Here is a 25163-nt window from a genome sequence, read left to right as displayed (position 1 = left end):
GGATGAGCTGTATTGCAGCAGGGATCCACTTTGCATTGTCCAAAGTCGAGAGAAGTGAGTACCAAGTGGTCTACGCGATTGTTCGCGCTGGTGGGCGCCAGGAGAAGGTCGCTGTTGGCGACATCGTGACCCTCGACCGCGTCCGCGATGAGATCGGTGACACGATCGAGCTCCCCGCGGTGCTGCTGGTCGACGGCGACAACGTGACGTCGGATGCCGACAAGCTTGCCAAGGTCAAGGTTCAGGCTAAAGTCCTGGAGAACCTACGTGGCAAGAAGATTGTCATCCAGAAGTACAAGAACAAGACCGGCTACAAGAAGCGTCAGGGTTTCCGCGCTGCATTGTCGCGCGTCGAGATCACCTCGATCGCCTGATACCCGGAAAACCATAACCCTCAAGCTCTAAGGTAGGCAGAAATGGCATCAAAGAAGGGCGTTGGCTCGACTCGTAACGGTCGCGACTCCAACCCGCAGTACCTGGGCATCAAGCGCTTTGGCGGCCAGACCGTCAAGGCAGGCGAGATCCTGGTTCGCCAGCGTGGCACCCGTTACCACGCAGGCGCCAACGTTGGCCGCGGCAAGGACGACACGCTGTTCGCACTTGCCGCAGGCTCGGTTGAGTTCGGTACGCGTCGCGGTCGTAAGACCGTCAGCATTGTCGGCGAGTAATCCTCGTCGCATCAATATCTTTCACCGGAAGCGGGGGAGACCTACGGGTCTTCCCCGCTTTCTTTTCCAAGCGGCAATAGCATTGGTATATCCGGCAACCGCATTGCAGTTACAGCCGTAAAGCTTCCGGCTTGAACCGGTCAGTGCAGACAGCTGCCCACGAGGTGGGCAAAGGGAGGTCATCATGGCTACGTTCGTTGATCGCGTGACTGTCTTTGCGCGCGGTGGAAACGGAGGCCACGGCTGTGTTTCCGTGCATCGTGAAAAGTTCAAGCCTCTTGGCGGCCCGGATGGAGGCAACGGCGGTCACGGAGGCGACGTGATCGTGCGCGTGGATCCGCAAGTGAGCACACTGCTGTCTTTCCACCATGCTCCACACCAATCGGCTGAGAACGGTGAACCCGGGAAAGGGAGCCTGCGCCACGGCAAGCATGGCGAGCACCTGGTTCTTCCGGTGCCAGAGGGCACCGTGATCAAGAACGAATCAGGCGAGATCAAGGCTGACTTGATGCGGCCGGGGCAAGAGTACATCTTGTCTAAAGGCGGTCAGGGCGGCCTCGGCAACGCGGCTTTAGCCTCAACTAAGCGTAAAGCCCCAGGTTTCGCTCTTTTGGGGACGAAAGCCGAAGAAACCCGGCATGTTCTGGAGCTGAAGACCGTAGCAGATATTGCGTTGGTGGGCTACCCATCGGCTGGTAAGTCCTCGCTTATCGGTGCGCTTTCAGCTGCGAAACCGAAGATCGCTGACTATCCGTTCACAACCCTGGTGCCTAACCTCGGGGTGGTTCAAGCAGGGGATGTGCGGTACACGATTGCCGATGTCCCGGGCCTGATCGAAGGGGCAGCTGATGGCCGCGGGCTAGGGCTTGAGTTTTTGCGACACGTTGAACGGTGTGCCGCGCTGGTCCATGTGCTTGATTGCGCGTCCCTGGAAACGGACCGTGACCCTGTTTCTGATCTTGACATCATCTTGGCTGAGCTTGAACGGTATAAAGCTGATGCGGACTTCGAAGGAACCGAGTCCGGTGCGGTTCCATTGATTGACCGTCCCGCGATCATCGCTTTGAACAAGGTCGATGTCCCAGACGGTAAAGACATGGCTGAGATGATGCGGCCAGAGCTGGAAGCGCGCGGGTATAAGGTCTATGAAGTTTCGGCCGTGAGCCGTGAAGGACTCAAGGAACTGTCCTTTGCGATGGCCGAGTTGGTTGAGCAGGCTCGCGCTCAGGTAGTTCATGACGCCGATGTTGTTGACGTTCCACAGGTCGTGCGGCCTCGGGCGGTCAACGTTGAAGAGTTCACCATCAAGCGTGAGGAACGCTCAGGGGAGCCGTTGTATCGCATCCGTGGTGAGAAGCCTGAGCGTTGGGTAGAGCAGACGGACTTCCGAAACGATGAAGCGATCGGTTACCTCGCTGACCGTCTAGAGAAGCTCGGCATTGAGAAAGCCTTGTTCGAAGAAGGCGCTGAACCAGGGGACGCGGTCGTCATCGGTGGTGATGGAGGCGTGATCTTCGATTGGGAGCCAACCATGACGACCGGCGCCGAGCTACTTGGTAACCGCGGTGAGGATCCACGCCTGGATACCAACGAGCGGCGCACCACAGCTGAGCGCCGAGCCCAGTATCAGGCGCGTAAGGACCGCCGTGCCGCTACCCGTGAAGCCATGGATGCTGAACGAAAATCTGGTCTCTGGACCGATCATGAAGATTTTTCCGCGACTGTAGAAAGGGATCACTGAGTGTCTTCAGACAACATTGAACACGCCAAGGTTCAACAGCGCGCCGATATTCCACACGCTCATCGGATCGTTGTGAAGATTGGTTCATCTTCGTTGTCCGATATCCAAGGCGGGCTCAATACCCAGGCTGTTATCGACTTGGTGGATGCGCTGGGTGAGGTTATTCAACGCGGGAACCAGGTGGTTTTAGTTTCTTCAGGGGCTATCGCTGCTGGGTTGGCACCTATGGGACTGAGTTCGCGCCCTAAGGACCTTGCAACTCAGCAGGCCGCCGCTGCGGTGGGCCAGGTGGTTTTGGCTGCACAGTATTCGAAAGAGTTCGGCCGTTATGGTGAGACCGCGGCCCAGGTTCTCTTGACCGCTGATGACCTGATCCGCAGGGGACACTACGCGAACGCTTTTCGCTCCCTCTCCAGGCTACTTTCCTTAGGAATTGTGCCGATTGTGAATGAGAACGACGCTGTGGCGACCCGTGAGATCCGCTTTGGCGATAACGACCGGCTGGCCGCTTTGGTTGCCAACCTGGTTAAAGCTGACGCGTTGGTGTTGCTCTCTGACGTGGATGCGGTCTATACCGCTCACCCTGAGCGCGGCGGCAAAGCCATCGATTCGGTAAGGCACCCCAGCGATCTGGCCGGAGTTGAGCTAGGGTCTGCAGGTAGCGCGGGTGTGGGTACCGGTGGCATGCAGACCAAGGTAGCGGCAGCGACGATCGCCGCGCAGTCCGGTATCCCAACGCTCGTGACATCGGCCGCCAACGCCTCGCGTGCACTCAGCGGCGAGGACGTCGGAACGTTCTTCGCGGCCCAACGCGGGCGCCGCTCACTCAAACGGTTGTGGCTCGAACACCTCGCTGAAGGTCGGGGTCGGCTTGTGCTCGACGATGGCGCCGTCACCGCGATCGCGAGCGGAACCAATTCACTCCTTGCGGCGGGCATCATCGACGTTCGCGGTGAGTTCATCGAAGGCGACCCCGTGGACATCACCAACAGCAACGATGTGGTGATTGCCCGCGGCTTCTCATCGTTCGCTTCCGATGAAATCCCGGACATGTTGGGGCTGACAAGCGAACAGTTACGCGAGAATCTAGGGGAACGCTTCGAACGCCCCGTAGTTCACGCCGATGAACTCGCAGTGTTCGGCTCAGTTTTCGCTAGAGCTAAACCCGAGACTGACTGAACCGCTGGAACGGACGGAGGAGAACATATGGCAACAGATGTTGATGCAACCGCCCTCGTGACCGAACGTGCTGATCAAGCGCGTAAGGCCTCACACGTCATGGCGAGCCTGCCGCGAGTGGCTAAAGATGAAGCACTACGAGCGATCGCTACAGCTATCGACGCGGCCCGCGCTGAGATCCTGGACGCCAACGCCGCCGACATGAAGGCCGGACAAGACAACGGCACCTCGAAAGCGCTACTGGACCGCACCAAGCTGGATGACTCCCGCATCGACGGGCTCATGAAAGCCTTGGAAGAGCTAGCGAACCAATCAGACCCCGTGGGCGAGGTCATCGGTGGCCGCTTGCTACCTAACGGAATGCGGCTTCGTCAGGTGCGCGTCCCGTTGGGCGTGGTCGGCGTGATCTATGAAGCTCGCCCGAACGTGACAGTGGACATCGCCGGCATCGCGATCCGTTCCGGTAACGCTGTTCTTCTGCGCGGGGGAAGTGCAGCGGCACACACGAACAAGGTGCTCGTACGCCTCATCCAGGAGGTCCTTGAGAAGCAAGGTCTTCCTGTTGCCGCAGTTCAGTCAGTAGATGACGGCGGACGGCCAGCGGCGACCGCGATGATGGAAGCAGTCGGCAAGATCGACATCCTGATTCCCCGCGGCGGTCGAAACCTGATCCAGTCTGTGGTCAACAACGCCAAAGTCCCGGTCATTCAAACCGGCGAAGGCAACGTGCACATCTTCCTTGACGCGAGCGCGCCAGCCGAGCAAGCAACAGAGATTGTGCTCAACGCCAAGACGCAACGCCCATCGGTATGTAACGCAGTTGAGACCCTGCTGATTCACACGGATGCTCTCGAAACGACCGGCAAGACAGTCCTTTCTGCCCTCTCAGCGGCAGGGGTGACGTTGCATGGTGATGAGCAGGTAGCGCGAGCTGTCGCCGAAGAGGTCATACCGGTGACTGAGGAAGACTTCACCGACGAATACCTCGACCTTGATATCGCGGTGAAAATCGTGGACTCGCTTGATGAAGCCCTCGAGCACATCGAACGCTACAGCACCGGACACACCGACGCGATCATCACTGAATCCGTTTCAAGCCAACAGGCATTCCTGGAGAAGGTGAATTCCGCAGTCGTGGTCGTGAACGCGTCCACACGCTTCACCGATGGCGGAGAGTTCGGGCTGGGCGCGGAAGTGGGCATCTCCACACAGAAGATGCACGCCCGCGGCCCGATGGGAGCCGCCGCTTTGACCTCGTGGAAATGGATCATCGAAGGCGACTACAACATACGTAACTAGAAGGCTAGCGACTCAGGATAGGGTTGCTCGATAACAATAATTTAGGAAGCAATGCCTGAACTCTGCGCGCTACCGGATAGACTGGCTGTGAACACTTCCGTGTTAACAAATTCATCACGCGAGCGGAACCGGCGAGGAACCGCTAAACACCCTTTACGAGCCCAAGGAGCGTCTACGTGCTGACCCTGGCGAATAACCTCATGTTGCTAGCTGAGAACGCTGCAGAAACTTCAGAGCACAGCTTGGTCATGCCGCTGATCATCGGCGGCAGCATCATGCTGACCTTCCTGATCCTCCTGCTGATCACCGCATCGTTCTCCAACAACCACACCATGGGTAAAGAGGACATCGAGCTGATCGATCCGAACCGTCAGGTTGGTTCCCTCGGAGCGGGCCGCTAAGCCGTGCCACAGCCGCAAACACAACGTCAACGAATCGGCGTGATGGGTGGGACATTCGATCCGATCCATCACGGCCACCTCGTTGCCGCGAGTGAAGTTGCGGCGAAATTTGAGCTCGACGAGGTAGTTTTCGTTCCTACGGGAAGACCATGGCAGAAGCTTCAGGACCCGAAGGATCACGTTACCGATTCCGAGCATCGGTACTTGATGACCGTTGTTGCAACCGCTTCGAACCCGCGGTTCACCGTATCCCGAGTGGACATCGACCGCCCCGGGTACACATACACGATTGACACGTTGCGTGATCTGCATGCACAACGCCCAGACGCCGAACTGTTCTTCATCACTGGGGCGGACGCACTCGCGAAAATCATGACGTGGAAAGATATCGACGAGTTGCAATCCCTCGCCTCATTTATTGGTGTGACACGCCCTGGGCACATACTTCAGGACAACGGGCTTGAAAGACTTGAACTCCTCGAAGTTCCTGCGATGGCCATTTCATCGACTGACTGTCGAGAACGCGTAGCTCGCGGCGAACCGGTCTGGTATTTAGTTCCAGACGGAGTCGTACAGTACATCAATAAATATGAACTTTACGTCGATCGATCGATATCACTAAGGGAGGCGAAAGACCATGGCTGAAGACCAGAATCCGACATCGCGTCCCTTGACGCGCCGTGAACTCCGCGAAAGAGAGCGCGCAGCTTCGCAGCGTCGAGCAGAAGCCCAGAGGGATTCGTCCACTGAGACTCTGTTCATGCGCCTATCTGACGTAGAGGAGGCTGAAGCCGGCTCGGCTGGTGCGCAACAGGCACCAACAGCGCGACCGCAGACCCCGCGTCAACAGCCGGCGCCGCGCCAAACACAGACGCCACGCCAGCCACAGACGCCGCGGCAGCAGCAGAACCCACGGCAATCGCAGGGGCAGCGCCAACAGCAAGGGCGCACGCAGGCTTCGCATCAGCCGCAGACCTCGCGCCAGCCACAGGTTCGGCCGCAGTCGCAGCAATATTCACAGTCGCAGCCGTATTCGCGGACGCAGTCACAAACGCGGAGCTCGGAATCCAGCTGGCAAACGACATCCGCGCAGCCGTATTCGCAGCACCGGCCTCAGCCACAGCAACGTAGCTGGCAGGAACGCAATAACGATCAACCCGGGTCGCGGCACCACGATCTACCCGCGTCGCGGGACAATGATCAACTTGAGTCGAGGCAGGAGAATTCAACGCCGCCGTGGCGGCAGTCCGAGCCGCAATCCCAAGGGCGCTCGCAACAGTATTCGCGGCGTCAGTCGCAGCCGCAGTCCCGTCAGTCTGCAGGGGATTCCGCCCGCGAACCGTTGCGTGATCGCTACGAATCTCGTACGGGCTCGACACCAGCTCAAAGCTACCGCGCAGAGCCGTACCCTGCAGATTCGTACCGTGCTGAACCGCGCCGCACCAAGCAGCGCCTCACTGAACAGCACCGAACTGAACAGCGTCGAACTGAGCCGCGCCGAAGTGAACCGCGCAGGGCCGAGCCGTACAGGGCTGATGCGTATCGCGCGGAACCTTACCGGGGCGAGGCGGCCTACAAGGTTGAGCCGGAAGCCTCGACAGGGGAGCAGCCCAGGTATCCAAGCCGCCGTGATGCACGCCGTCCACAACGCGACGAGAACAACCAGGGGATTGGTGGCGAGGCACAAGCGCCTGGCGGCCAACCGCAGGATTCGCGGGGGCAACGCACACGCCGTGCACTTTCGACGCCTGTCTCTTCCGGTTTGCGTGGGCAATTCGATGACGAAGTGGCCCTCGAAGAGTATGAGTCCGAGCGTGTTGAGAAGCTACGCGCGGCGTTGGAGGACGCACGCATTGAGGCTTCACCTAGTTTCAACGATGTCCTCGGCATTGCCCCTGAAGAACAGTGGGATGCCCAACGCAAGCTTGAGACTACGGGCGTGATCAGCCCAGTGACGCGCAACGTGCGTTTCGTTGTGCCTCAGCCGTCCCTGGCGGATGAAGAAGAATTCTACGGCGCCGGTAGCGACGCCTTCAGGCAACAACCAGAGCCGATATCTGCTCCCGGGATGGGGCGTGTGGAGGATAACCAACACCACGTGGATGGTGAGCCGGTCTCCGCTATTGCCGCACACGGTCTAGATCCTTTGACCTATCAGGAAGGCGGAGGTCGTCCACGCATCCTCGCTATGGGCGTGGTGGGTGGCTCTGCAGTCATCGCAGTCTCCGCTGCCCTCTTTACATTGTTGTCCAAGTAGTCGGCAGATCGTATAACCCATCGTTTCTTGGAGGACCGTGAACGTTCCGAGCATTGTCACAGATCGCCTCAACGCTGCCGCACGTGCAGCCAGCGTCAAGGGCGGGGAAGAGATCTCCGCGATCTATGTGGGGGAGCGCCTCGGGTTAGCTGATGCGTTTTTGATTGTTAGTGGATCTTCGGAACGGCAGGTGGAAGCTATCGCTGAAGCCGTTGAAGATGAGCTGCGGATCAATCATGAGGACCAGCCGTTGCGGCGTGAAGGTCGCGGCAGCGGGCGCTGGGTTTTGCTGGATTATGGTGACATCGTGATTCATGTTCAGCACGAAGAAGACCGGGATTTCTATGGTTTGGACCGCGTCTGGGCGGACGCGCCAGCGATTGAGCTAGCTGAGCGGCAACCTCAGGAACTCTAGACGCAGCAACTGCAGGCGCAGGAAACCGTGCGGCGGGTCTTTAGGACTTTGGCGGGTCTTTAGTACGAGGACCGCGGTACGGGGACCGCATGCCCCGTCTAGCGGTGGCCGTGCCTGTTGGAGAGGGCTAGAAGGGCGAGACGTCGAATAGTCGATGTCTCGCCCTTTTCGTTCAATCTGTCAGGGGAACAGGCCACACTGAAGGTGTCATTGCAGGGGAGCGCAACACGCCCAAAACACGGTGAGTAAAAATTAATTTTTCCCTCTTTTTCTGTGCACATGGCTGGGGACTATGAACCGCACACGCTGTGGACAACTGGGTGTGAGCCGCGGAATCTCGCACTTCCAGCCGTGAACATCTCCACAGAAGCTGTGGACGAGCGCCTGTGAAATCACATCGATGTAAGACAGGATATGGTGGTCTAGGTTCCTGCTGTACACAATATGTAGTGGTGGGGGGTAGTATGGAACCCATAACCGCTGGAAGTGCACAGTAGTTTCTAAGGAAATCGAAAGTTTCGAGGAAGCTCAAAGCTGGGACGCTTCTGAACAGAAGTGGCTCAGGAAGGAAAGAAAATCATGGCAGTAACCGTCTACACCAAGCCAGCATGCGTTCAGTGCAACGCGACCTACCGCGCGCTCGATAAGAAGGGCATCGAATACGACGTTGTCGATATGTCGCAGGACGCTGACGCTCTTGAGCGTGTACGCTCCATGGGCTTCATGCAGGCGCCAGTCGTTGTGACGGAAACCGATTCCTGGGCAGGCTTCCGCCCAGACAAGATCAGCGAACTGGAGAACTCGCTCAAGGCTTCCGTAGCCTAACGGCGGCCTAGCGATTCATATATCCCCTCCGGTCTGTGGCTGATGGCTGACCACACGGTGAGGGAGAGCCGTTAGGGGCAGATGTAGTCTCATCAGCCGTTATCACGACGCCTTGGTCGGGGAGAGGGAGCATGGCAACAACATTGGTCCCAGAGCAGGCAGAGTCTGCGCCGGAAAAGGAAATAGAAAAAACCCGTGAACGGTTGATCTACTATTCATCCGCTTCAGGTAACACGCACCGCTTCGTCACGAAGCTCAACCGTCGAGCAGCTCGCATCCCTATGCACCGCTCAGAGCCGGATCTTGTTGCAGAGACTGACTACGTGTTGCTCGTGCCAACATACGGCGGCACCAAGGGGGAGCGGTCGATCTTGCCGCAGATTCTGAACTTTCTGAGGGAACCTCAGAACCGGAAGTATCTGCGTGGAGTCATGGGAGCTGGGAACTCCAACTTCGGTGCGCAATACAACATCGCAGCGCACAAGATCGCTGCGAAGTTGGACGTACCACTGCTATACACATTCGAAATCATGGGCACGGAAGAAGACGTGGCCCGCGTTAACGAAGGACTGGACGAGTTTTGGACACACCTCTCGCTGAATCCTCAGTGAAAACCAGCTTCAAGGAAATCCCTGAACAGTACCAAGGGTTGAGCTATCACGAGCTCAACGCGATGCTGAACCTGTATGGCGCTGACGGGAAGATTCAGTTCGACGCTGACCGCTACGCTGCCCGTCAGTACTTCTTGGACCACGTCAACAACAACACCGTCTTCTTCCACGATCTCGATGAGAAGCTCAACTACCTCGTGGAGAAGAAGTACTACGAGCCTGAGACCCTCGAGCAGTACTCGCGCGAGTTCATCAAGGAGCTCTACGACTTCGCGTACTCCAAGAAGTTCCGGTTCGAAACGTTCCTGGGTGCATATAAGTTCTATACCTCCTATGCGCTGAAGACCTTCGACGGGGCCCGCTACCTTGAACGCTTTGAGGACCGCGTGTGCATGGTGGCTCTCCACCTTGCCCGCGGCGATGAGAAACTCGCGACGTCCCTGGTGGATGAAATCATTGAGGGTCGCTTCCAGCCGGCAACGCCAACGTTCCTCAACGCTGGTAAGGCTCAGCGCGGTGAATTGGTCTCCTGCTTCTTGCTCCGTGTTGAAGACAACATGGAATCCATCGCCCGTGGCGTGAACTCGTCGCTGCAGCTGTCCAAGCGTGGCGGCGGTGTAGCACTCAACCTCACCAACCTGCGTGAGCACGGTGCACCGATCAAGAAGATCGAAAACCAGTCTTCGGGCGTCATCCCAGTCATGAAGCTACTCGAGGACTCCTTCTCCTATGCCAACCAGCTCGGTGCGCGTCAGGGCGCCGGCGCGGTCTATCTGCACGCACATCACCCAGATATTTATCGCTTCCTTGATACCAAGCGTGAAAACGCTGACGAGAAGATCCGTATCAAGACCTTGTCTCTGGGTGTTGTGATCCCGGATATCACGTTCCACCTCGCTAAGCGCAACGAAGACATGTACTTGTTCTCGCCGTACGACGTCGAGCGCGTCTACGGTGAGCCGTTCTCTGAAATCAGCGTCTCTGAGAAGTACTACGAGATGGTTGATGACAAGCGGATCCGCAAGTACAAGATCAATGCGCGTGAGTTCTTCCAGACGCTGGCTGAGCTGCAGTTCGAATCGGGTTACCCATACATCGTGTATGAAGACACGGTGAACAAGGCTAACCCGATCAAGGGCAAGATCACGATGTCTAACCTGTGCTCGGAGATCCTCCAGGTCTCTGAAGCCTCGACCTATAACGCTGACTTGAGCTACGCGCACGTCGGTAAGGACATCTCGTGCAACCTCGGCTCGATGAATATCGCTAAGACGATGGACTCCCCGGACTTCGGTAAGTCCGTTGAGGTTGCGATCCGGGCTCTATCCGCGGTGTCTGAGATGAGCGATATCCAGTCGGTTCCATCGATCGCCAAGGGCAACGCCAAGACTCACGCGATTGGCCTTGGCCAGATGAACCTGCACGGATACCTAGCCCGCGAACGCATCTTCTACGGTTCGGAAGAAGGGTTGGATTTCACTAACATCTACTTCTACACGGTGCTGTACCACGCTCTGCGTGTATCGAATCAACTTGCGATCGAGAAGCAGCAGGCTTTCGATGGTTTCGAGGAGTCGAAGTACGCAAGCGGTGAATTCTTCGATAAGTACACCGAGAAGGCATGGGTTCCGGAGACCCCTAAGGTCGCCCAGCTTTTCGAAGACGCTCAGGTGCATATCCCGACCCAGCAGGACTGGGAAGAGCTTAAGGCTTCCGTCATGGAGCACGGCATCTTCAATCAGAACCTGCAGGCAGTCCCACCGACCGGTTCGATCTCCTACATCAACAACTCGACCAGCTCGATCCACCCGGTCGCATCGCAGATCGAGATCCGTAAAGAAGGCAAGATCGGCCGCGTCTACTACCCAGCACCGTACCTCACCAACGACAACCGTGAATACTACGAAGACGCGTACGAGATCGGATACAAGAAGGTCATCGACACCTACGCCGCTGCTACCCAGCACGTGGACCAGGGACTTTCGCTGACACTGTTCTTCCGTGACACCGCAACGACACGCGATGTCAACCGTGCACAGATCTACGCGTGGACTCAAGGCATCAAGACCATCTACTACATCCGCTTGCGTCAGATGGCGCTGGAAGGAACTGAAGTAGAGGGTTGCGTATCCTGCATGCTCTAAACACGGCAGTACTCCGGGCAACACGGCAGTACTGACAGTGGTGGGGCATCCAAGTAACAGTTGGGTGCCCCACCATATTCACGCCACTCAAGAATTCCCCACCCATGAGATCCTCTGAAAGGGAGAGGTGACATGACCACCGACGCAGGCAACCCGCTCGTTACCGCCATCAACTGGAACCGCATCGAAGACGATAAAGACGTTGAAGTCTGGAACCGTCTGACCAACAACTTCTGGCTCCCAGAGAAGGTCCCGGTATCTAATGACGTACAGTCTTGGGCGACGCTGACCGAAGCTGAACAGCTCATGACGATGCGGGTCTTCGTCGGGTTGACGTTGCTTGACACGCTGCAGGGCACGGTCGGTGCGGTATCCCTCATCCCGCACGCTCTCACCCCACATGAGGAAGCGGTGTACACGAACATCGCGTTCATGGAATCGGTGCACGCGAAGTCTTATTCGCAGATCTTCTCGACCCTGGCTTCGACCCGTCAGATCGATGATGCGTTCCGGTGGGCACACGAGAACCCTTACCTGCAGAAGAAGGCGCAGATCATTCAGTCATATTATGACGGCGAAGATCCGCTCAAGCGCATGGTGGCTTCAACCCTGCTTGAATCCTTCATGTTCTATTCGGGTTTCTATTTGCCGCTGTACTGGTCGGTGCACGCGAAGCTCACGAACACCGCCGACATGATTCGCCTCATCATCCGTGACGAGGCAGTCCACGGCTACTACATCGGCTACAAGTATCAGAAGAACCTCGAAAAAGAGACCCAGGAACGCCGTGACGAACTCAAGGACTGGGTCTATGAGTTGCTTTTCGAGCTCTATGAGAACGAGGTCGCTTACACCCACGAAATCTATGACGAAGTGGGTCTTGCTGAGGACGTCAAGAAGTTCCTGAACTACAACGCGAACAAGGCGCTCATGAACCTCGGCTATGAGGCGATGTTCCCAAGCTCGGTCACCAACGTGAACCCGGCGATCCTCTCCGCGCTCTCCCCGAACGCGGATGAGAACCACGACTTCTTCTCCGGCTCCGGCTCCTCCTACGTGATCGGTACCGCCGTCAACACCGAAGACGAAGACTGGGACTTCTAAGAACACGGGACTTCTTGACAGGCTCCCATCACGTTGAGCCTCGGCCCTGTTCGACCTGCACCCGGTGTGGGAGGAACAGGGCCGAGCGCGTTACTGACGTCCGGGTAGGTTGGCTTGCGGAATAACGCCCTAGCGTCCTTGCAAGCGCTAAGCGGGCTAAACTAAGGCTCCGTGAGCACTGCGATCCCCGAACAGCAGCCGACAGCCGGAATACTTTTACGTGAGGAACCTTCCGGTGACCCCGCGGCGGATCTTGACCGCGGCATCGAACTGTTGCGAGAGGTCGCACAAGGCAAACGTGGGCCGCTGCTGCGCATCTACCGTCCCGCTCCGACCCTGGCCTTCGGCCAACGCGACACCCGAGCACCCGGCTACGAGGCTGCCGCCCAAGCAGGCCGCGACGCCGGATTCGCCCCACTCATCCGCAAAGCAGGGGGCCGGGCAATGGCCTATCATCCAGGAAGCTGGGTCATCGACCACATCCAACCCGAAAAAGACGCGATGCTCACACACCAGCACCGCTTCGAACACTTCGCAAACCTCTTCGTCGAAGTATTCACACGCCTCGGCGTTCCGTCCGCAGTGGGGGAGCTACCCGGAGAATACTGCCCTGGTGAATACTCGGTTCACGGGATCGCAACCGGGCACGGACGCTTCGGGCGAGGACGCAAAGTAAAGCTCGTCGGGACGGCTCAGCGCGTGGTTCAAGGGGCGTGGCTGTTCTCATCGGCCGTCATACTCGAAGACACCGACCCCATCGCCGCCGTAACCGAATCCGTCTACGAGGCGATGGGGCTGGAACTGGATCCCAACACCATCGGATCCGTGCAAGACCTCGTCGCTGAATCCATCACGCATGAACACTTCATCGAGACACTCCTAGAGGTCTGGGGCGAGCACGGCTATACGTTCGACGAGCGCGGGTAGGTAGTTGCTCTCCGCGCCTGCCTCATCGTGCGGGTTGCGTGTGCCACGATGGATACATGTGTGGACGCTATGTGATCGCCCGGGCTGCCGGAGACCTCATGGACGCGCTCGGCATCAAAATGCCCGATGCGGACGGCACCGAAGACGCTTATGAACAGCTAGAACTTCGGCCCGACTACAACGTCGCACCCACCAAGGACGTCCCGATCGTGCTGGAACGGCTCATCGAGCCGGGTGACCGTGCCGGCGGGGTTGAGAACAGTAGCGGGGCCGCGGGGTATCGTCGTGAACTGCATGTAGCTCGCTGGGGTCTGGTTCCGATCTGGGCGAAAGACCTCTCGTTCTCCTCCCGAGCGTTCAATGCACGCTCTGAAACCGTGACGTCGAAGCCGACGTTCAGGTCAGCTGTGAAAGCTCGACGCTGCGCGATCCCTGTGGATGGCTATTACGAGTGGCTCGCACCGGAGAAGCCAGGCGGACGCAAAAGGCCGTTCTTCGTGCACCGTAAAGACGGCGCCCCGATCGTCTTCGCGGGCCTGTATGAATGGTGGAAGGACCCCAACCCGAAGCAAGACTCAGCCCCGCACGTAGCCGGAGACTCGAACACAGGCGACAGTGGCGAGGAGAATCCGTGGGTGCTTTCGTGCACGATACTGACGTGCGCATCGCCATCACACGAAGCCCCAGGGATGGCGGGTGAACTTGGACTGCTCCATGACCGTTTGCCGGTTCCGCTCGGGGACGAAGCCGCGCTGAGCGCATGGCTGGATCCGGAAAGCCAGGACGCTGCAACGCTCGTCGCTGAAGCTGTAGCCCACGCTTACGATTCGCTTGGGGAGTGGGAGATGCACGAAGTCGGCCCGGCTGTAGGCAATGTGCGGAACAACGGCCCAGAACTCATCACGCCTATCGACAACACCGACCCGCCACTGTTTTAGCTTCTTGTACGGTCAATTCGACGCGGTACAGGGTAAGTTGCATGGTCATCGGCCGAGGTCGTCTAGGATCTCCTCGATGGTGAAGCGTTCACCGGAATCCTGCGCCATGGCTTCACGTAGCTCCGCCAAATCGTACGAATCCTCGACCTTCTCTAGGATCGCTGCACGGGCGAAATCGGAGATGGCGAGCCCCTCGAATTTGGCGAACTTGCGGACGAGCTCAGCGTCTTGCTCGTTCATACGGATGGCTATGGTGCTCATGGTTACCCCCTACGGACGTTGTGAATACAGTGTATTCACGGGTGCGTTCTGAAGTAAGAGCCGACGCTGCTCTAGTTTTGTTGCATCGTTCTGGCCGGCTAACCACCAACGGCTAGGCGGCCAGAACGTTGCTCAATAACGGCTATCCGAGCGAGAGCGGCTTCTCAGGTCCCTCGCCGAGCACATGCTCTTGCAGGAAGCCGATGAACGTGCGGTACCAGACCTCAGCATTCCCGCGGGACTCGATCCAGTGACCCTCATCCGGGAAGTAGAGGTAGCGGTGGGGAAGCGACCCGTCCGCAGCACGTGGTGTGGACGCATGCACATGGAGTGCGTGCCACAGCTCGAGCCCCTGACCGATCGGAACACGGTAGTCTTTATCGCCGTGGATCACGAGCATCGGGGCTGTGATCTTCTCCGCGAAGAGATGCGGCGAATACTCCGCTCCCTGCTCCCGCATCGCACGGTCCCAGGACGCGTTGTCGGTGCTGCGGCCCATCGAGGTCGTATTCCATAGCGAGGCGTGGGTCACGATGGCTTTGAACCGGTCGCCCGTATGCCCGGCAACCCAGTTAGCCATGAAGCCGCCGTAGGAACCGCCAGCGAACGCCTGCTTGGTTTCGTCGATGTCTGCCCGCTGGATGGTGGCGTCAGTGAGCGCCATGATGTCCGTGTACGGGGTTCCGCCGAGCTGCTGCTGGCCACGGTCGATCATCGCCTGGCCATAGCCGGTCGAGATAGCCGGGTCCGGCAGAAGGACCGCGAAGCCCGCGGCGACAAACGGTGCCGGGTTCCAGCGGTAGGTGAACGCGTTCCACGAACCCCACGGTCCGCCGTGTGCGAACACGACGAGCGGGTGAGGGCCGCTGCCTTCCGGCAACCGTAGCCACGCGCGGATCTCGGTTCCGTCCTCCGCTGTTGCCGTGATGTTTTCTGTACGGCCCGGCTGATCCGTTGCATCAGCTGGGTTAGCGAGTTCCTCGACCGTGACCTCAGCCGTGTTTTCTGCTGCTCCGGCGTCGCTCGGTAGCCCGATGCGCACCGGATGCGGTGCAACAGAGATCCCGTTACGCAATGAAATCAAGGCGGGCGCTTCATCCCCGCTTACCGAGCGGTCCGCGGCACCCACACGTGCCAGGCCAGTGAAAACCTCGCCGGTACCTGGGCCGCCGGCGATGCGCTGCGGCGCGGCATCGGTCGCCGAACCGAACCATACGGAACCGCTACCGGCGTCATCGCTCGTTGCCGCGAGCTCGGAATTCGTGACCCAGATCGGAGCGACCCAGTGGTCCAGCTCCGGCCACAGCTCGGTGCGCTCACCGGTCGCGATATCCATGATGTGGGAGGTCGATCTCAGCGACTGCTGCGGGGTCCAATCACGGGCGCAGTTGAGAACAACCTTGGCTGAATCAGGAGAAATATCGACCAGGCTGAGGTGATGACCAGGAACCGTGTCGACGTCGGTAAGCATGGTCTTCTCACCCGTAGCGACATCGATGCGCCACAACTGCGTGCCCGTGATGAGATCAGCGACGTTGACCTCGATCGCTGCGAGAATGAACGAGGCATCCGGGGCCGCCTTCCACGAAAGCAATCGCCCCTTCGGCATCCGTACAACACGCCAGGAGAGCAGCGAATCCGTTCCCTCAGCGGCGTCGTTGTTCTCGCTAGTGTCGTTGCCCTTGCTATCCGCCTCGCTGTCTTCGCCAGCGGTGTCCTTGCTGACAGCGTCCTTGCTAGCCGCCTCGGCGGCTTTCTTGAGGCGAGCGTTCTTCTCATGTTCAGAGGCGGCTGCCTCGATGTTTTCGGGCAACTCAGCCACCAGGATCACGTCCGTTGCAGGCCCAAGATCGCTCGCCCAATAACGCGAAGGGAACGCGGAATGAAGGATCCCGGACACATGCATCGTGGAGCGGCTACGCGAATACTCTGCGTGCTCCGCTTCAGTGCTCGCCTGCGAATGCATACCCGCTTGAGCGAACAGTGTGCTCTTACTGACCTGCAAGCTACGGAACCCACCCGGACGCGAGCCAAGCAACAATGGGGAAGCAGACGCCTGCGGAAGGTGCCATATGCAACTGCCGGCCTTCGCGCCCTCAGGGTTGGACGCCATATAAAACAAGCGACCCCGCGCATCCAAGACGGGGCTTGATGCGCCCTTCTCGTGGCGGGTCAAAGTACGGGGTTGTGTTGAACCCTTCGGGAGTTCAACGATCTGGCTCTGCCAGCCGGTGCCATCGGCATCCAGCTGTTGGACGGTGGCGACGACGCGTCCGTTAGCGCTGGCTTCAAGGCCCGTGACGCGTGTTGCGTTGAGAAGTGTCTGAAGGGTTTGATTCATAGTTTCGAGGCTACCGCGCATCAAGGGCGCGTGTCAGCAACCGGTGTCAGCAGCTGCAGGCGCGAAAACATGCGTTCGGGATAGACCGGCCCGCGGGGTGCGCGGGCAAGCTCCTCCGGTGGGACCGGGGCATAGACGTGTAGCGGGATGTCCGCATCGGCTAACACATCGACCATGTGCGCGAACCGCTGTATCGCGTTGCGCGTCATACTTTCAGGCGCGGGGACCTCCCGGAGGACCCAGGTCGAATAGTCATCGGCGAGCGCGAGCAGATCTGCTGGGGAAATGCTGCCTTCGCATAAGTATTCCCAGGTTGTGTCTAGTGTGGCGTTTTCTGAGTCCGTGCTGTCTAGGCTGGTGGGGTTGACGGTCAGGGTGCGTGCAGTCCCGGGTAGCGGGATGGTTGCGCTGCTTGTTGTGGTGTTGCCTGTTGTGGTGCCGGTGGCTGGGGATGAGGCGGGGCTGTTGACGATGGTCCAGGTGCCCGCTGCGAAGCCGGTAGCTTGGTGCGGGCTTGGCTGGTGCTGGTTTGGGTGAGGCGGGATTGTGTGGTGTTGGAGCGCGCGGTAGTCCTGTGGATGCGTGAGGGTTAGGACCTCGAGGTTTTCATGGATGTGGCGTGCTGCGGGGCCGAGCGCGTCAGCGATCATGGGGTCGTCGTGACCGTTACCGGGCGCGGCGTTGGATGTTGTGAAGAGTGCGATGTCGTGCTCGGCGAGGATGCTGAGTGCGCGGCGCAGCATGACGGCGTCGGCGACATCGTGGACGTGGAATTCATCGATGAAGATCACGGTGTTGGCTGCTACGACGTCGGTGACGGCTTGCGCGAAGGCGTGCCCGTTGGTGTGCATGCTGTGGGTTAACGCGCGGAAGAACGCGGTCAAATGCATCCGCAGGGTTGCTGCGGGGGCGTTGCGGAGGATGCTGTCGATGAGCCAGGTCTTACCGCGTCCGACCTCGCCCACAAGGTAGACCCCCGAACGGTGCGAGCCCAGGATTGTGTGGGCTGCGCTTATCTGGTGTGGATCGAGTGCAACGCCACGGCTTTCAGATGCCCGGCTGGTCGCGGCGAGCGCGGCGTCGAGTGAGTCCCAGCCGAGACGTTCGTATAGAGGGCTCGGCGGGGCAGGCATGGTTTCTTGCTGAGAAGGGGTGTTGTCCGGAGAGGTCGGGGTAGCGCTATCGAGGGGTTGAAGGGGCATGGTCCCTATTGTCTCCGATGGGGCAGAACGTGTGTGTAACGCAAGCGCGCAGAGGTTAGGGCGGGTGTGCGGTTCAAACTGTCAGGGGGTATTCTTAAGGTCTTCCTATCGAACACATGTTCGAATCTCGTTGTGTGAGGTTCCGCTTCCCAGGCCCCGCACATCCAGCGTTGCGGCCGAGCCAGCTCACAGGCGGCCGGTGAGAAGTAGGAAACATGAGTATGTTCACCCAATCTGTGGAATTGCGTTGTGACGAGCAGGGCGCGCCGAGTGCCGTGCTGTGGCAAGGGCGCACATGGACGGTGTGCGCAGAGCCCGTGAAGTGGTTTGAGCGTAGGGCCTGGTGGGAGGAGGACCCTAGAGCCGTTAAAGGTTCTGGACCCGGGACTGTTGATCATTTGGTGTGGCAGTTGCAGGTGCAGTTGAATCCAAGTTCTGAGCCGCAGACAATGTATGTTTCTCAGCACTGCGCAACGGGCCGGTGGCGGCTGATCAATGTTGAACTGCCTTCGCAGCCTTTACAACGTAGCGCGTAGAGAAGGCAGTCGCTTAAGCGTATGAAGGGAAAAGTGGGTTTCCCGCATCTGCATGTTTCTACCGCGTATAGCGCCCACTACGGGGTTGACCGGCCAGAGAAGTTAGTGGAACAGGCTGCAGCTGATGGTGCTTGGGCTCTAGCGTGCACTGACCGCGACGGGCTATACGGGGCTATCAAACATGTTGCGGCGTGCATCGAGCATGGGGTCACCCCGATTCTGGGCGTAGATCTTGCTCTGCTCGAAAGCACGAGCGTTTCTGGCGCGAGCATCGCAGACGAAGAAAATATCGTAGGCGGGGCGAGCACCGCAGCTGGGGTGAACAGTGCCGGCGAGGTGAGCGTTGCAGGTCGGATTGTTGTGCTCGCCCGTGGTTCCTCGGAGGGGTATTCGGCGCTGGTTCGGCTCGTGTCGGTAGCGCATCAGCGGGGGAGAGAAGCCCACGGGATTGTGGGGGTGAGCCGGCTTGATGTGCGCCAAGCAGTACTCGGGCCCGATGGCTATGTACGCCTCAGTGTGCTCCTAGGGCCTGACTCGGATGTGGGCCATGCCGCGTATCGTCGCCGCTATGCGCACATGCGGCGCCGGCTTAAAGCATGGCAGGACACACTCCATACCGATGCGTTGTTTATAGAACTGGTGAGCCACATGTCCCGGCCCGGGCAGCGCTGTAGCCACGCGCATGCTCTACGGATGTGGAAAGCCGCCCGCGAAAGCCGTATGGAAGCGGTTGTGACGAACGCGGTGCGGTATGCGACCCCGGACGGCGCCGCCACCGCCGATGTTGTGGACGCGGTGCGCCTGATGAGCCCACTAGGTTCTGTTACCGCACCGAAAGGCACCGTTCCCGCGGTGAGCGCTGCCCGCGGTGAGAGCCCGCAAGTCAACGGGCAAGGATGGCTCAAGCCAAGCGCCCAGATGCACGAGGTGGCTGCCGAGCTGGCCTCGGCCGCGGGGCTAGGGTCCCAGGGGGCCGAGCAGTTGCTGCGCTCAACGCAACGGTGTGCGTCTCTGAGCGCGCTTGATCCGGTCAAACATATGGGCTGGGGAACCCCGGTTGTTCCTGAGGCGCACGTGATCGGGATTAGGCACAACCCGATGCTTGAATTACGGCAACGGTGCCTGGCGAGCCTCGAACGGTTATTCGCTCCAGGCGGCGAAGCTGTTCTGCATCATTCACCGGCGCGCGCTGAACGGATGCGTCAGCGTGCCCTGGACGTCCTGGAGCATGAACTGGGCATCATCGAAGAGCTCGGGTTTGCAAGCTATTTCCTCACCGTCGCCGCGGCTACCGACATCATCCACGGCATGGGGGTCAGGGCCGCCGCGCGAGGCTCAGGCGCATCGAGCCTTGTGGTGTACCTCTTAGGGATATCGCATGTGAACCCGCTTGAACATGACCTGATCTTTGAACGTTTCCTCTCACGGGAACGAGCAAGCCTGCCGGATATCGATGTGGATGTTGAATCCGCTCAACGTCACGCGGTCTATAGGGAACTGTTCAAACGCTTCGGTGAAGACCGCACCACGCTCATGTCGATGCAGAACGCCTACAGGGCAAGGGGAGCGGTCCGCGATGCAGGCTATGCGCTCGGCATGGAAAGCGACGATATCGACCGAGCAGCTAAGAGCCTGTGGCGGCTGAACGCCTCGAACGTGCGGGACGCGGTTGCGAAAATGCCGGAGCTCGCCCCGCTCGCGCACCGGCTTGAAGCTGAACGCCAAACCGGTAACAACCGGTGGGACTTACTCGTCGATCTCACAGAGCGGCTTGACCGGTTGCCTCGCCACATCTCAATGCACCCGTGCGGGGTGATCCTTTCAGACAGTTCCTTATTAGACCGGACCCCGGTCCAGCCCTCCGGTATGGGGCTGGCTATGAGCCAATTCGATAAACACGACATGGACCACATGGGGCTCATCAAACTCGATGTGCTCGGGGTCCGGATGCAGTCAGCAATCGCCTACACCCTCGAAGAAATCAAACGGATACACGGGGTAACGGATTCGGTCTATTTAGACCGGATTCCGTTCGATGATGAAGCCACTTTCCAGATGATCCGGACAACCAACACGCTGGGGGTTTTCCAAATCGAATCCCCAGGCCAGCGGGAACTCATCGGGAAGCTCGCCCCGACTGAACTCAACGACCTCATCATCGACATTTCCCTGTTCCGTCCAGGCCCGATGCAATCAGACATGGTCAAACCGTTCCTGGAACAACGTCACGGATTCCGGCACACGGAAGTCCCGCACCCGGATCTCGCCCCGATCTTGAAAGAAACCCACGGGGTTGTGGTGTTCCACGAACAAGTCCTGCGCATCATCGACCTCATGACAGGGTGCGGGCTCGCACGTGCTGACGTGTACCGGCGCTGGATCGGCAACCCTGAGCGGGAACCGGTCTTCGAAAAAACGTTCAGGCGCGATGCGCTCACGAAAGGGTATTCGGTCGACGTCATCGATGAAGTATGGTCCATCCTGGCCGCTTTCGGCTCCTTCGGATTCTGCAAAGCCCACGGAGCCGCGTTCGCCATCCCCACATATCAATCCGCGTGGCTGAAAACCCACCACCCAGAAGCGTTCATGGCCGCACTATTCGAACACGACCCGGGCATGTACCCGCAAAGGCTGCTCATCGCAGAAGCCCGCCGGCTCGGTATCCCGCTACTCCCGCTGGATGTCAACGCCTCGAGTACATCCTTCAAGCTTGAACGCATCCCCGAACACGCCCAAACACCGAGTGAACCAGTACCCGGGTATCGGGTGCGCGGAGATCTTGGCATCCGCATGTCCTGGACACTGGTCAGCGGACTCAGCACCCCTGAAGCCCAACGCTTAAGCGCCAACGCCCCCTACACATCAGTCGCAGACGTTCGTTCCCGCGCCCGCATCACTAAAGCCAGCATGGTCCGGTTAGCCCAACTCGGAGCACTCGACCGTTTCCTGACACCCGGTAGAGGAGGCAGAGCCGACCTCATTCACCACCTCGAAACCCAACGCAACACACCACAACGCGCGCACAAAGACCGACCCATCCCAGGCCAAGGCGCACTCGATCTAGGGGTGGACCTTGAAACCGCGGCGCTAGCACCGGTTATCCCTGATCCGACACCAGCCCAAAACGTCCGAACCGAACTCGACCTCACCGCCGCTGACATCAGCGGCCACATCATGGACGCCCACGCCTCCTATCTTGAAGCCATCGGCGCAACCCCATCCAACCGGCTTCTGGAACTACGCTCAGGGACCCGAGTCCTCGTCGCTGGGGTGCGTGTGGCAACTCAAACCCCGCCGATGCGTTCAGGGGAGAGGGTCGTCTTCATTAGCCTCGATGACGGGCACGGTTGCGCCGATATTTCCTTCTTCACCCAAGCGCAAAACGATGCCGGCCCGATCGTTTTCTCATCACGACTCATGCTCGTAGAAGGCACCACACGCCGCACCGGCCCGAGAGCCGTGAGCATCCAAGCGATCCGTGCATGGGACCTCCAAGAACCCATCACACCCGAAACCCCACCCGAAAAACTCCCACCGCAACCCGGCTACCTCGAAAACACCGCATACACGAAACAAACATGCCGCGCTTCACACTGAATAAGGACATAGAAACTCAACAGTGCCATAGAATGAGACATTGGCTGGTCGTGGCCTCGGTATGCCACTCACCATAAAGCCATAGAACAAGAAAGGCGGGCCACCATGGCTGATTCCCTGAACCTCACGATCGACGGACAAGCGCGGGAGGTGGAACAGGGAACAACTGGACTCGACCTGTTCAAAGACCAGAAAACCACCGTAGTGATGCGCGTCAACGGTGAACTGTGGGACCTTCATCGCGAAGTGCCAGCCGACGCTGTCATCGAATCGGTGGACATCAGCAGCCCAGACGGACTCAACGTTCTACGCCACTCGACCGCCCACGTCATGGCTCAAGCCGTCCAGGAACTCTACCCGGAAGCTAAACTCGGCATCGGCCCCTACATCACCGACGGCTTCTACTTCGACTTCGACGTCGATGAACCCTTCACCCCGGAAGACCTCAAGGCTATTGAGAAGCGCATGCTGCGCATCGTGAACCAGACCCAGTCTTTCCGCCGCGAAACCGTCACCGCTGAACAAGCACGCGCAGCACTCAAAGACGAGCCATACAAGCTCATCCTGCTCTCCAAAGCCGATGAAGCCGCAACCTCGGGCGAAGGCATGAGCGTTGAGATCGGTGAAGGCGAAATCACCCTCTACGACAACATCGACCGCAAGACCGGCGAAGTCATCTGGCGAGACCTCTGCCGCGGCCCGCACCTGCCGAACACCAAGATCATCTCCAACGCATTCGCGCTAACCCGTAGCGCGGCAGCATATTGGCTCGGCAACGAAAACAACAAACAGCTGCAACGTATCTACGGCACGGCGTGGCCAACCAAGCAGGAACTCAAGGACTACCAAGAGCGCCTCGCAGAAGCCGAACGCCGCGACCACCGCCGCCTCGGAACCGAACTCGACCTGTTCTCCTTCCCGGATGAGCTCGGCTCCGGCCTGCCGGTGTTCCACGTCAAAGGCGGCATCATCAAACGCGAAATGGAAGACTACGTTCGCGACCGCCACGTGGCCGCAGGCTTCGATTACGTCGGCACCCCCCACATCTCACGTGCTGGCCTCTTCCACACCTCAGGGCATCTGCCGTACTACGCGGACACGATGTTCCCGCCGCTGACCGTGGACGCCGAGCACGATGACGACGGCAACGTGACCAAGCCGGGTCAGGAATACCGCCTCAAAGCGATGAACTGCCCGATGCACAACCTCATCTATAAGTCACGGGGCCGTTCCTACCGCGACCTGCCTCTGCGTCTGTTCGAGTTCGGGCACGTCTACCGGTACGAAAAGTCCGGCGTGATCCACGGGCTGACCCGCGTGCGCGGTTTCGCTCAAGACGACTCCCACTCCTACGTGACCAAGGAACAAGCACCGGAAGAGGTCCGCCACCTCATCGAATTCATGCTGTCCCTGCTACGGGACTTCGGTATGGATGATTACTATCTTGAGCTCTCAACCCGAGATGAGGACTCCGATAAGTTCATCGGTTCTCAAGAACAGTGGGAAGAAGCAACCCGCATCTTGGAGGAAGTCGCTGTCTCGACCGGTGTTGAGCTCGTCCCGGATCCAGGTGGGGCGGCGTTCTACGGGCCAAAGATCTCCGTCCAGGCGCGAGATGCGATCGGCCGCACATGGCAGATGGGCACGGTCCAGTACGATTTCAACCAGCCAGCCCGCTTCGAACTCGAATATCAGGCAGCTGACGGAACCCGGCAGGAACCAGTCATGATCCACGCCGCCAAATTCGGTTCGATTGAACGCTTCATGGGCGTGCTCACCGAGCACTACGCGGGTGCGTTCCCGGCATGGCTCGCCCCCGTCCAGGTGCGTGCGATCCCTGTTGCTGAGGTATTCAACGACTATCTCACCGAGATCGTCGAGCGTCTTAAAGCCGAGGGCATCCGCGCGGAACTCGATGACAGCCACGACAGGTTCCCCAAGAAGATCCGCAACGCGTCCAAGGAGAAGATCCCGTTCACCCTCATCGCAGGTGGGGAAGACCAAGAAGCCAACGCGGTCTCCTTCCGCTACCGTGACGGTTCGCAAGACAACCAGGTGCCTGTCGATGAAGCGATCGAACGCATCGTGAAGCACGTACGCGAACGGATCAACACCGATCATGCCTGAAACTGAGAACCCTCAATCAACCGCTCACACGGAAGCCGAGCACGATGCCGAGGTCACCGACGACTTCGAACTCGCTTCAGCACCAGACCGGCTGGGCCGGTTGTGGACCCCGTACCGTATGGCCTACGTCGAGAAGGGGCAGGACCAGGTCAAGGACGAGCACACGTGCCCGTTCTGTTCCGGGCCTCAACGCAGCGATGAAGACGCACTCATCGTCTATCGAGGCGAACATTGCTTCGTGAACCTCAACCTCTACCCATATAATCCGGGCCACATGATGGTGATCCCGTACCGCCACGTCCCGATGTACACCGACATCACAGCGGAAGAAACAGCTGAGATGGGCGAGCTTGCCCAGAAAGCGATGCGCGTGCTGGCCCACGTTTCGGGCCCTGACGGTTTTAATCTCGGCATGAATCAGGGCCAAGCCGGAGGTGCCGGTATCGCCGCGCACCTGCATCAGCACGTGATCCCGCGTTGGGGTGGGGACACGAACTTCTTCCCGATCATCGCTGAATCCAAAGCGATCCCAGTGGTGTTAGGGGATACGCTGCGGCTCATGAAGCAAGGCTGGGGCGAGGTCACCTAGG

23 protein-coding genes are annotated in these 25163 nt (G+C 59.2%); 19 read left to right on the top strand and 4 right to left on the bottom strand.

Going from position 1 to position 25163, the window contains the following annotated elements; genetic code table 11:
* The first annotated feature begins 65 nt into the window (after window positions 1-65).
* The 7 genes from rplU to nadD all read left to right on the top strand — a co-directional run bounded on the left by rplU (window position 66) and on the right by nadD (window position 5933).
* A complete protein-coding gene (rplU, locus tag J2S67_RS04295) occupies window positions 66-374 on the top strand; it encodes a 50S ribosomal protein L21 (protein ID WP_035755090.1) in 309 nt (102 codons plus the stop codon).
* Between the two features lie 42 nt (window positions 375-416).
* Window positions 417-668: a 50S ribosomal protein L27 gene (gene rpmA, locus J2S67_RS04290; RefSeq protein WP_035755092.1), complete on the top strand. Its 252-nt coding sequence runs from the start codon at window positions 417-419 to the stop codon at window positions 666-668.
* Between the two features lie 184 nt (window positions 669-852).
* The gene (gene obgE / locus J2S67_RS04285) at window positions 853-2409 is read left to right on the top strand and encodes a GTPase ObgE (protein ID WP_310246633.1); all 1557 of its coding nucleotides are present in this window, start codon (window positions 853-855) and stop codon (window positions 2407-2409) included.
* Window positions 2410-3588, top strand: a complete 1179-nt coding sequence (proB, locus tag J2S67_RS04280; RefSeq protein ID WP_310246630.1) for a glutamate 5-kinase — start codon at window positions 2410-2412, stop codon at window positions 3586-3588. It abuts the gene before it with no gap.
* A gap of 27 nt (window positions 3589-3615) precedes the next feature.
* Window positions 3616-4887 carry a glutamate-5-semialdehyde dehydrogenase gene (locus tag J2S67_RS04275; RefSeq protein WP_035755096.1) on the top strand — a complete coding sequence of 424 codons (1272 nt, stop codon included), beginning with the start codon at window positions 3616-3618 and terminating at the stop codon, window positions 4885-4887.
* A gap of 176 nt (window positions 4888-5063) precedes the next feature.
* Window positions 5064-5288, top strand: a complete 225-nt coding sequence (locus J2S67_RS04270) for a hypothetical protein (protein WP_070492278.1) — start codon at window positions 5064-5066, stop codon at window positions 5286-5288.
* A 3-nt stretch (window positions 5289-5291) separates the two neighbouring features.
* A complete protein-coding gene (gene nadD / locus J2S67_RS04265; RefSeq protein ID WP_256276357.1) occupies window positions 5292-5933 on the top strand; it encodes a nicotinate-nucleotide adenylyltransferase in 642 nt (213 codons plus the stop codon).
* A 113-nt stretch (window positions 5934-6046) separates the two neighbouring features.
* Here nadD and J2S67_RS04260 read toward each other — a convergent pair whose 3' ends face one another.
* Window positions 6047-6667 (bottom strand): hypothetical protein, encoded by a 621-nt coding sequence (locus J2S67_RS04260; RefSeq protein ID WP_310246625.1) that lies wholly within the window; start codon window positions 6665-6667, stop codon window positions 6047-6049.
* Between J2S67_RS04260 and J2S67_RS04255 the strand changes: the two genes are divergently transcribed.
* The 8 genes from J2S67_RS04255 (at window position 6631) to J2S67_RS04220 (ending at window position 14509) form a co-directional block, all read left to right on the top strand.
* Window positions 6631-7545: a hypothetical protein gene (locus tag J2S67_RS04255; RefSeq protein WP_310246622.1), complete on the top strand. Its 915-nt coding sequence runs from the start codon at window positions 6631-6633 to the stop codon at window positions 7543-7545. The genes J2S67_RS04260 and J2S67_RS04255 overlap by 37 nt on opposite strands.
* A gap of 37 nt (window positions 7546-7582) precedes the next feature.
* Window positions 7583-7960 (top strand): ribosome silencing factor, encoded by a 378-nt coding sequence (gene rsfS / locus J2S67_RS04250; protein ID WP_035755105.1) that lies wholly within the window; start codon window positions 7583-7585, stop codon window positions 7958-7960.
* A 579-nt stretch (window positions 7961-8539) separates the two neighbouring features.
* Window positions 8540-8785: a glutaredoxin-like protein NrdH gene (nrdH, locus tag J2S67_RS04245; RefSeq protein ID WP_035755327.1), complete on the top strand. Its 246-nt coding sequence runs from the start codon at window positions 8540-8542 to the stop codon at window positions 8783-8785.
* A gap of 131 nt (window positions 8786-8916) precedes the next feature.
* Window positions 8917-9396 carry a class Ib ribonucleoside-diphosphate reductase assembly flavoprotein NrdI gene (gene nrdI, locus J2S67_RS04240; protein WP_035755106.1) on the top strand — a complete coding sequence of 160 codons (480 nt, stop codon included), beginning with the start codon at window positions 8917-8919 and terminating at the stop codon, window positions 9394-9396.
* On the top strand, window positions 9393-11540 hold the full coding sequence (nrdE, locus tag J2S67_RS04235) for a class 1b ribonucleoside-diphosphate reductase subunit alpha (protein ID WP_035755108.1): 2148 nt from the start codon (window positions 9393-9395) through the stop codon (window positions 11538-11540). The genes nrdI and nrdE overlap by 4 nt, the downstream gene beginning before the upstream one ends.
* Window positions 11541-11672: 132 nt before the next feature.
* Complete coding sequence (gene nrdF / locus J2S67_RS04230) at window positions 11673-12644, top strand: class 1b ribonucleoside-diphosphate reductase subunit beta (protein ID WP_310246619.1); 972 nt, start codon at window positions 11673-11675, stop codon at window positions 12642-12644.
* Between the two features lie 171 nt (window positions 12645-12815).
* Entirely contained in the window at window positions 12816-13571 is a 756-nt protein-coding gene (locus tag J2S67_RS04225) for a lipoate--protein ligase family protein (RefSeq protein WP_310246616.1), read from the top strand.
* A gap of 56 nt (window positions 13572-13627) precedes the next feature.
* Window positions 13628-14509 (top strand): SOS response-associated peptidase, encoded by an 882-nt coding sequence (locus J2S67_RS04220; protein WP_052048304.1) that lies wholly within the window; start codon window positions 13628-13630, stop codon window positions 14507-14509.
* 45 nt (window positions 14510-14554) lie between these two features.
* On the opposite strand, the gene relB is transcribed toward J2S67_RS04220, so the two are convergent.
* From relB to zapE, 3 genes are all read right to left on the bottom strand, one after another.
* Window positions 14555-14770: a type II toxin-antitoxin system RelB family antitoxin gene (gene relB / locus J2S67_RS04215; RefSeq protein ID WP_035755112.1), complete on the bottom strand. Its 216-nt coding sequence runs from the start codon at window positions 14768-14770 to the stop codon at window positions 14555-14557.
* 142 nt (window positions 14771-14912) lie between these two features.
* Window positions 14913-17111, bottom strand: a complete 2199-nt coding sequence (locus J2S67_RS04210) for a S9 family peptidase (RefSeq protein WP_310246612.1) — start codon at window positions 17109-17111, stop codon at window positions 14913-14915.
* A gap of 20 nt (window positions 17112-17131) precedes the next feature.
* Window positions 17132-18313 carry an AFG1/ZapE family ATPase gene (gene zapE / locus J2S67_RS04205; protein ID WP_035755114.1) on the bottom strand — a complete coding sequence of 394 codons (1182 nt, stop codon included), beginning with the start codon at window positions 18311-18313 and terminating at the stop codon, window positions 17132-17134.
* A gap of 215 nt (window positions 18314-18528) precedes the next feature.
* Between zapE and J2S67_RS04200 the strand changes: the two genes are divergently transcribed.
* The 4 genes from J2S67_RS04200 (at window position 18529) to J2S67_RS04185 (ending at window position 25162) form a co-directional block, all read left to right on the top strand.
* On the top strand, window positions 18529-18849 hold the full coding sequence (locus J2S67_RS04200; RefSeq protein ID WP_035755117.1) for a DUF6504 family protein: 321 nt from the start codon (window positions 18529-18531) through the stop codon (window positions 18847-18849).
* 21 nt (window positions 18850-18870) lie between these two features.
* Complete coding sequence (gene dnaE, locus J2S67_RS04195; protein WP_084590349.1) at window positions 18871-22446, top strand: DNA polymerase III subunit alpha; 3576 nt, start codon at window positions 18871-18873, stop codon at window positions 22444-22446.
* A 105-nt stretch (window positions 22447-22551) separates the two neighbouring features.
* Window positions 22552-24573 carry a threonine--tRNA ligase gene (gene thrS, locus J2S67_RS04190; RefSeq protein WP_035755119.1) on the top strand — a complete coding sequence of 674 codons (2022 nt, stop codon included), beginning with the start codon at window positions 22552-22554 and terminating at the stop codon, window positions 24571-24573.
* A complete protein-coding gene (locus tag J2S67_RS04185; RefSeq protein ID WP_035755121.1) occupies window positions 24566-25162 on the top strand; it encodes an HIT family protein in 597 nt (198 codons plus the stop codon). Before thrS ends, J2S67_RS04185 begins: the two co-directional genes overlap by 8 nt.
* The last annotated feature ends 1 nt before the right edge of the window (window position 25163 follow it).

Origin of the sequence: Pseudoglutamicibacter albus, from assembly GCF_031458175.1 — a bacterium.
Lineage (GTDB): Bacteria > Actinomycetota > Actinomycetes > Actinomycetales > Micrococcaceae > Pseudoglutamicibacter > Pseudoglutamicibacter albus.
The sequence above is the reverse complement of the archived record's forward strand: the minus strand, read 5'-3'. Positions and strand labels throughout refer to the sequence as shown.

Coding starts and splice junctions, on each gene's coding strand:
- J2S67_RS04200 (WP_035755117.1), top strand. CDS start 18,529: ATGAGTATGTTCACCCAATCTGTGGAATTGCGTTGTGACGAGCAGGGC.
- dnaE (WP_084590349.1), top strand. CDS start 18,871: ATGAAGGGAAAAGTGGGTTTCCCGCATCTGCATGTTTCTACCGCGTAT.
- J2S67_RS04275 (WP_035755096.1), top strand. CDS start 3,616: ATGGCAACAGATGTTGATGCAACCGCCCTCGTGACCGAACGTGCTGAT.
- thrS (WP_035755119.1), top strand. CDS start 22,552: ATGGCTGATTCCCTGAACCTCACGATCGACGGACAAGCGCGGGAGGTG.
- nrdF (WP_310246619.1), top strand. CDS start 11,673: ATGACCACCGACGCAGGCAACCCGCTCGTTACCGCCATCAACTGGAAC.
- obgE (WP_310246633.1), top strand. CDS start 853: ATGGCTACGTTCGTTGATCGCGTGACTGTCTTTGCGCGCGGTGGAAAC.
- rpmA (WP_035755092.1), top strand. CDS start 417: ATGGCATCAAAGAAGGGCGTTGGCTCGACTCGTAACGGTCGCGACTCC.
- relB (WP_035755112.1), bottom strand. CDS start 14,770: ATGAGCACCATAGCCATCCGTATGAACGAGCAAGACGCTGAGCTCGTC.
- J2S67_RS04220 (WP_052048304.1), top strand. CDS start 13,628: ATGTGTGGACGCTATGTGATCGCCCGGGCTGCCGGAGACCTCATGGAC.
- zapE (WP_035755114.1), bottom strand. CDS start 18,313: ATGCCCCTTCAACCCCTCGATAGCGCTACCCCGACCTCTCCGGACAAC.
- J2S67_RS04210 (WP_310246612.1), bottom strand. CDS start 17,111: ATGAATCAAACCCTTCAGACACTTCTCAACGCAACACGCGTCACGGGC.
- J2S67_RS04185 (WP_035755121.1), top strand. CDS start 24,566: ATGCCTGAAACTGAGAACCCTCAATCAACCGCTCACACGGAAGCCGAG.
- nrdH (WP_035755327.1), top strand. CDS start 8,540: ATGGCAGTAACCGTCTACACCAAGCCAGCATGCGTTCAGTGCAACGCG.
- nrdI (WP_035755106.1), top strand. CDS start 8,917: ATGGCAACAACATTGGTCCCAGAGCAGGCAGAGTCTGCGCCGGAAAAG.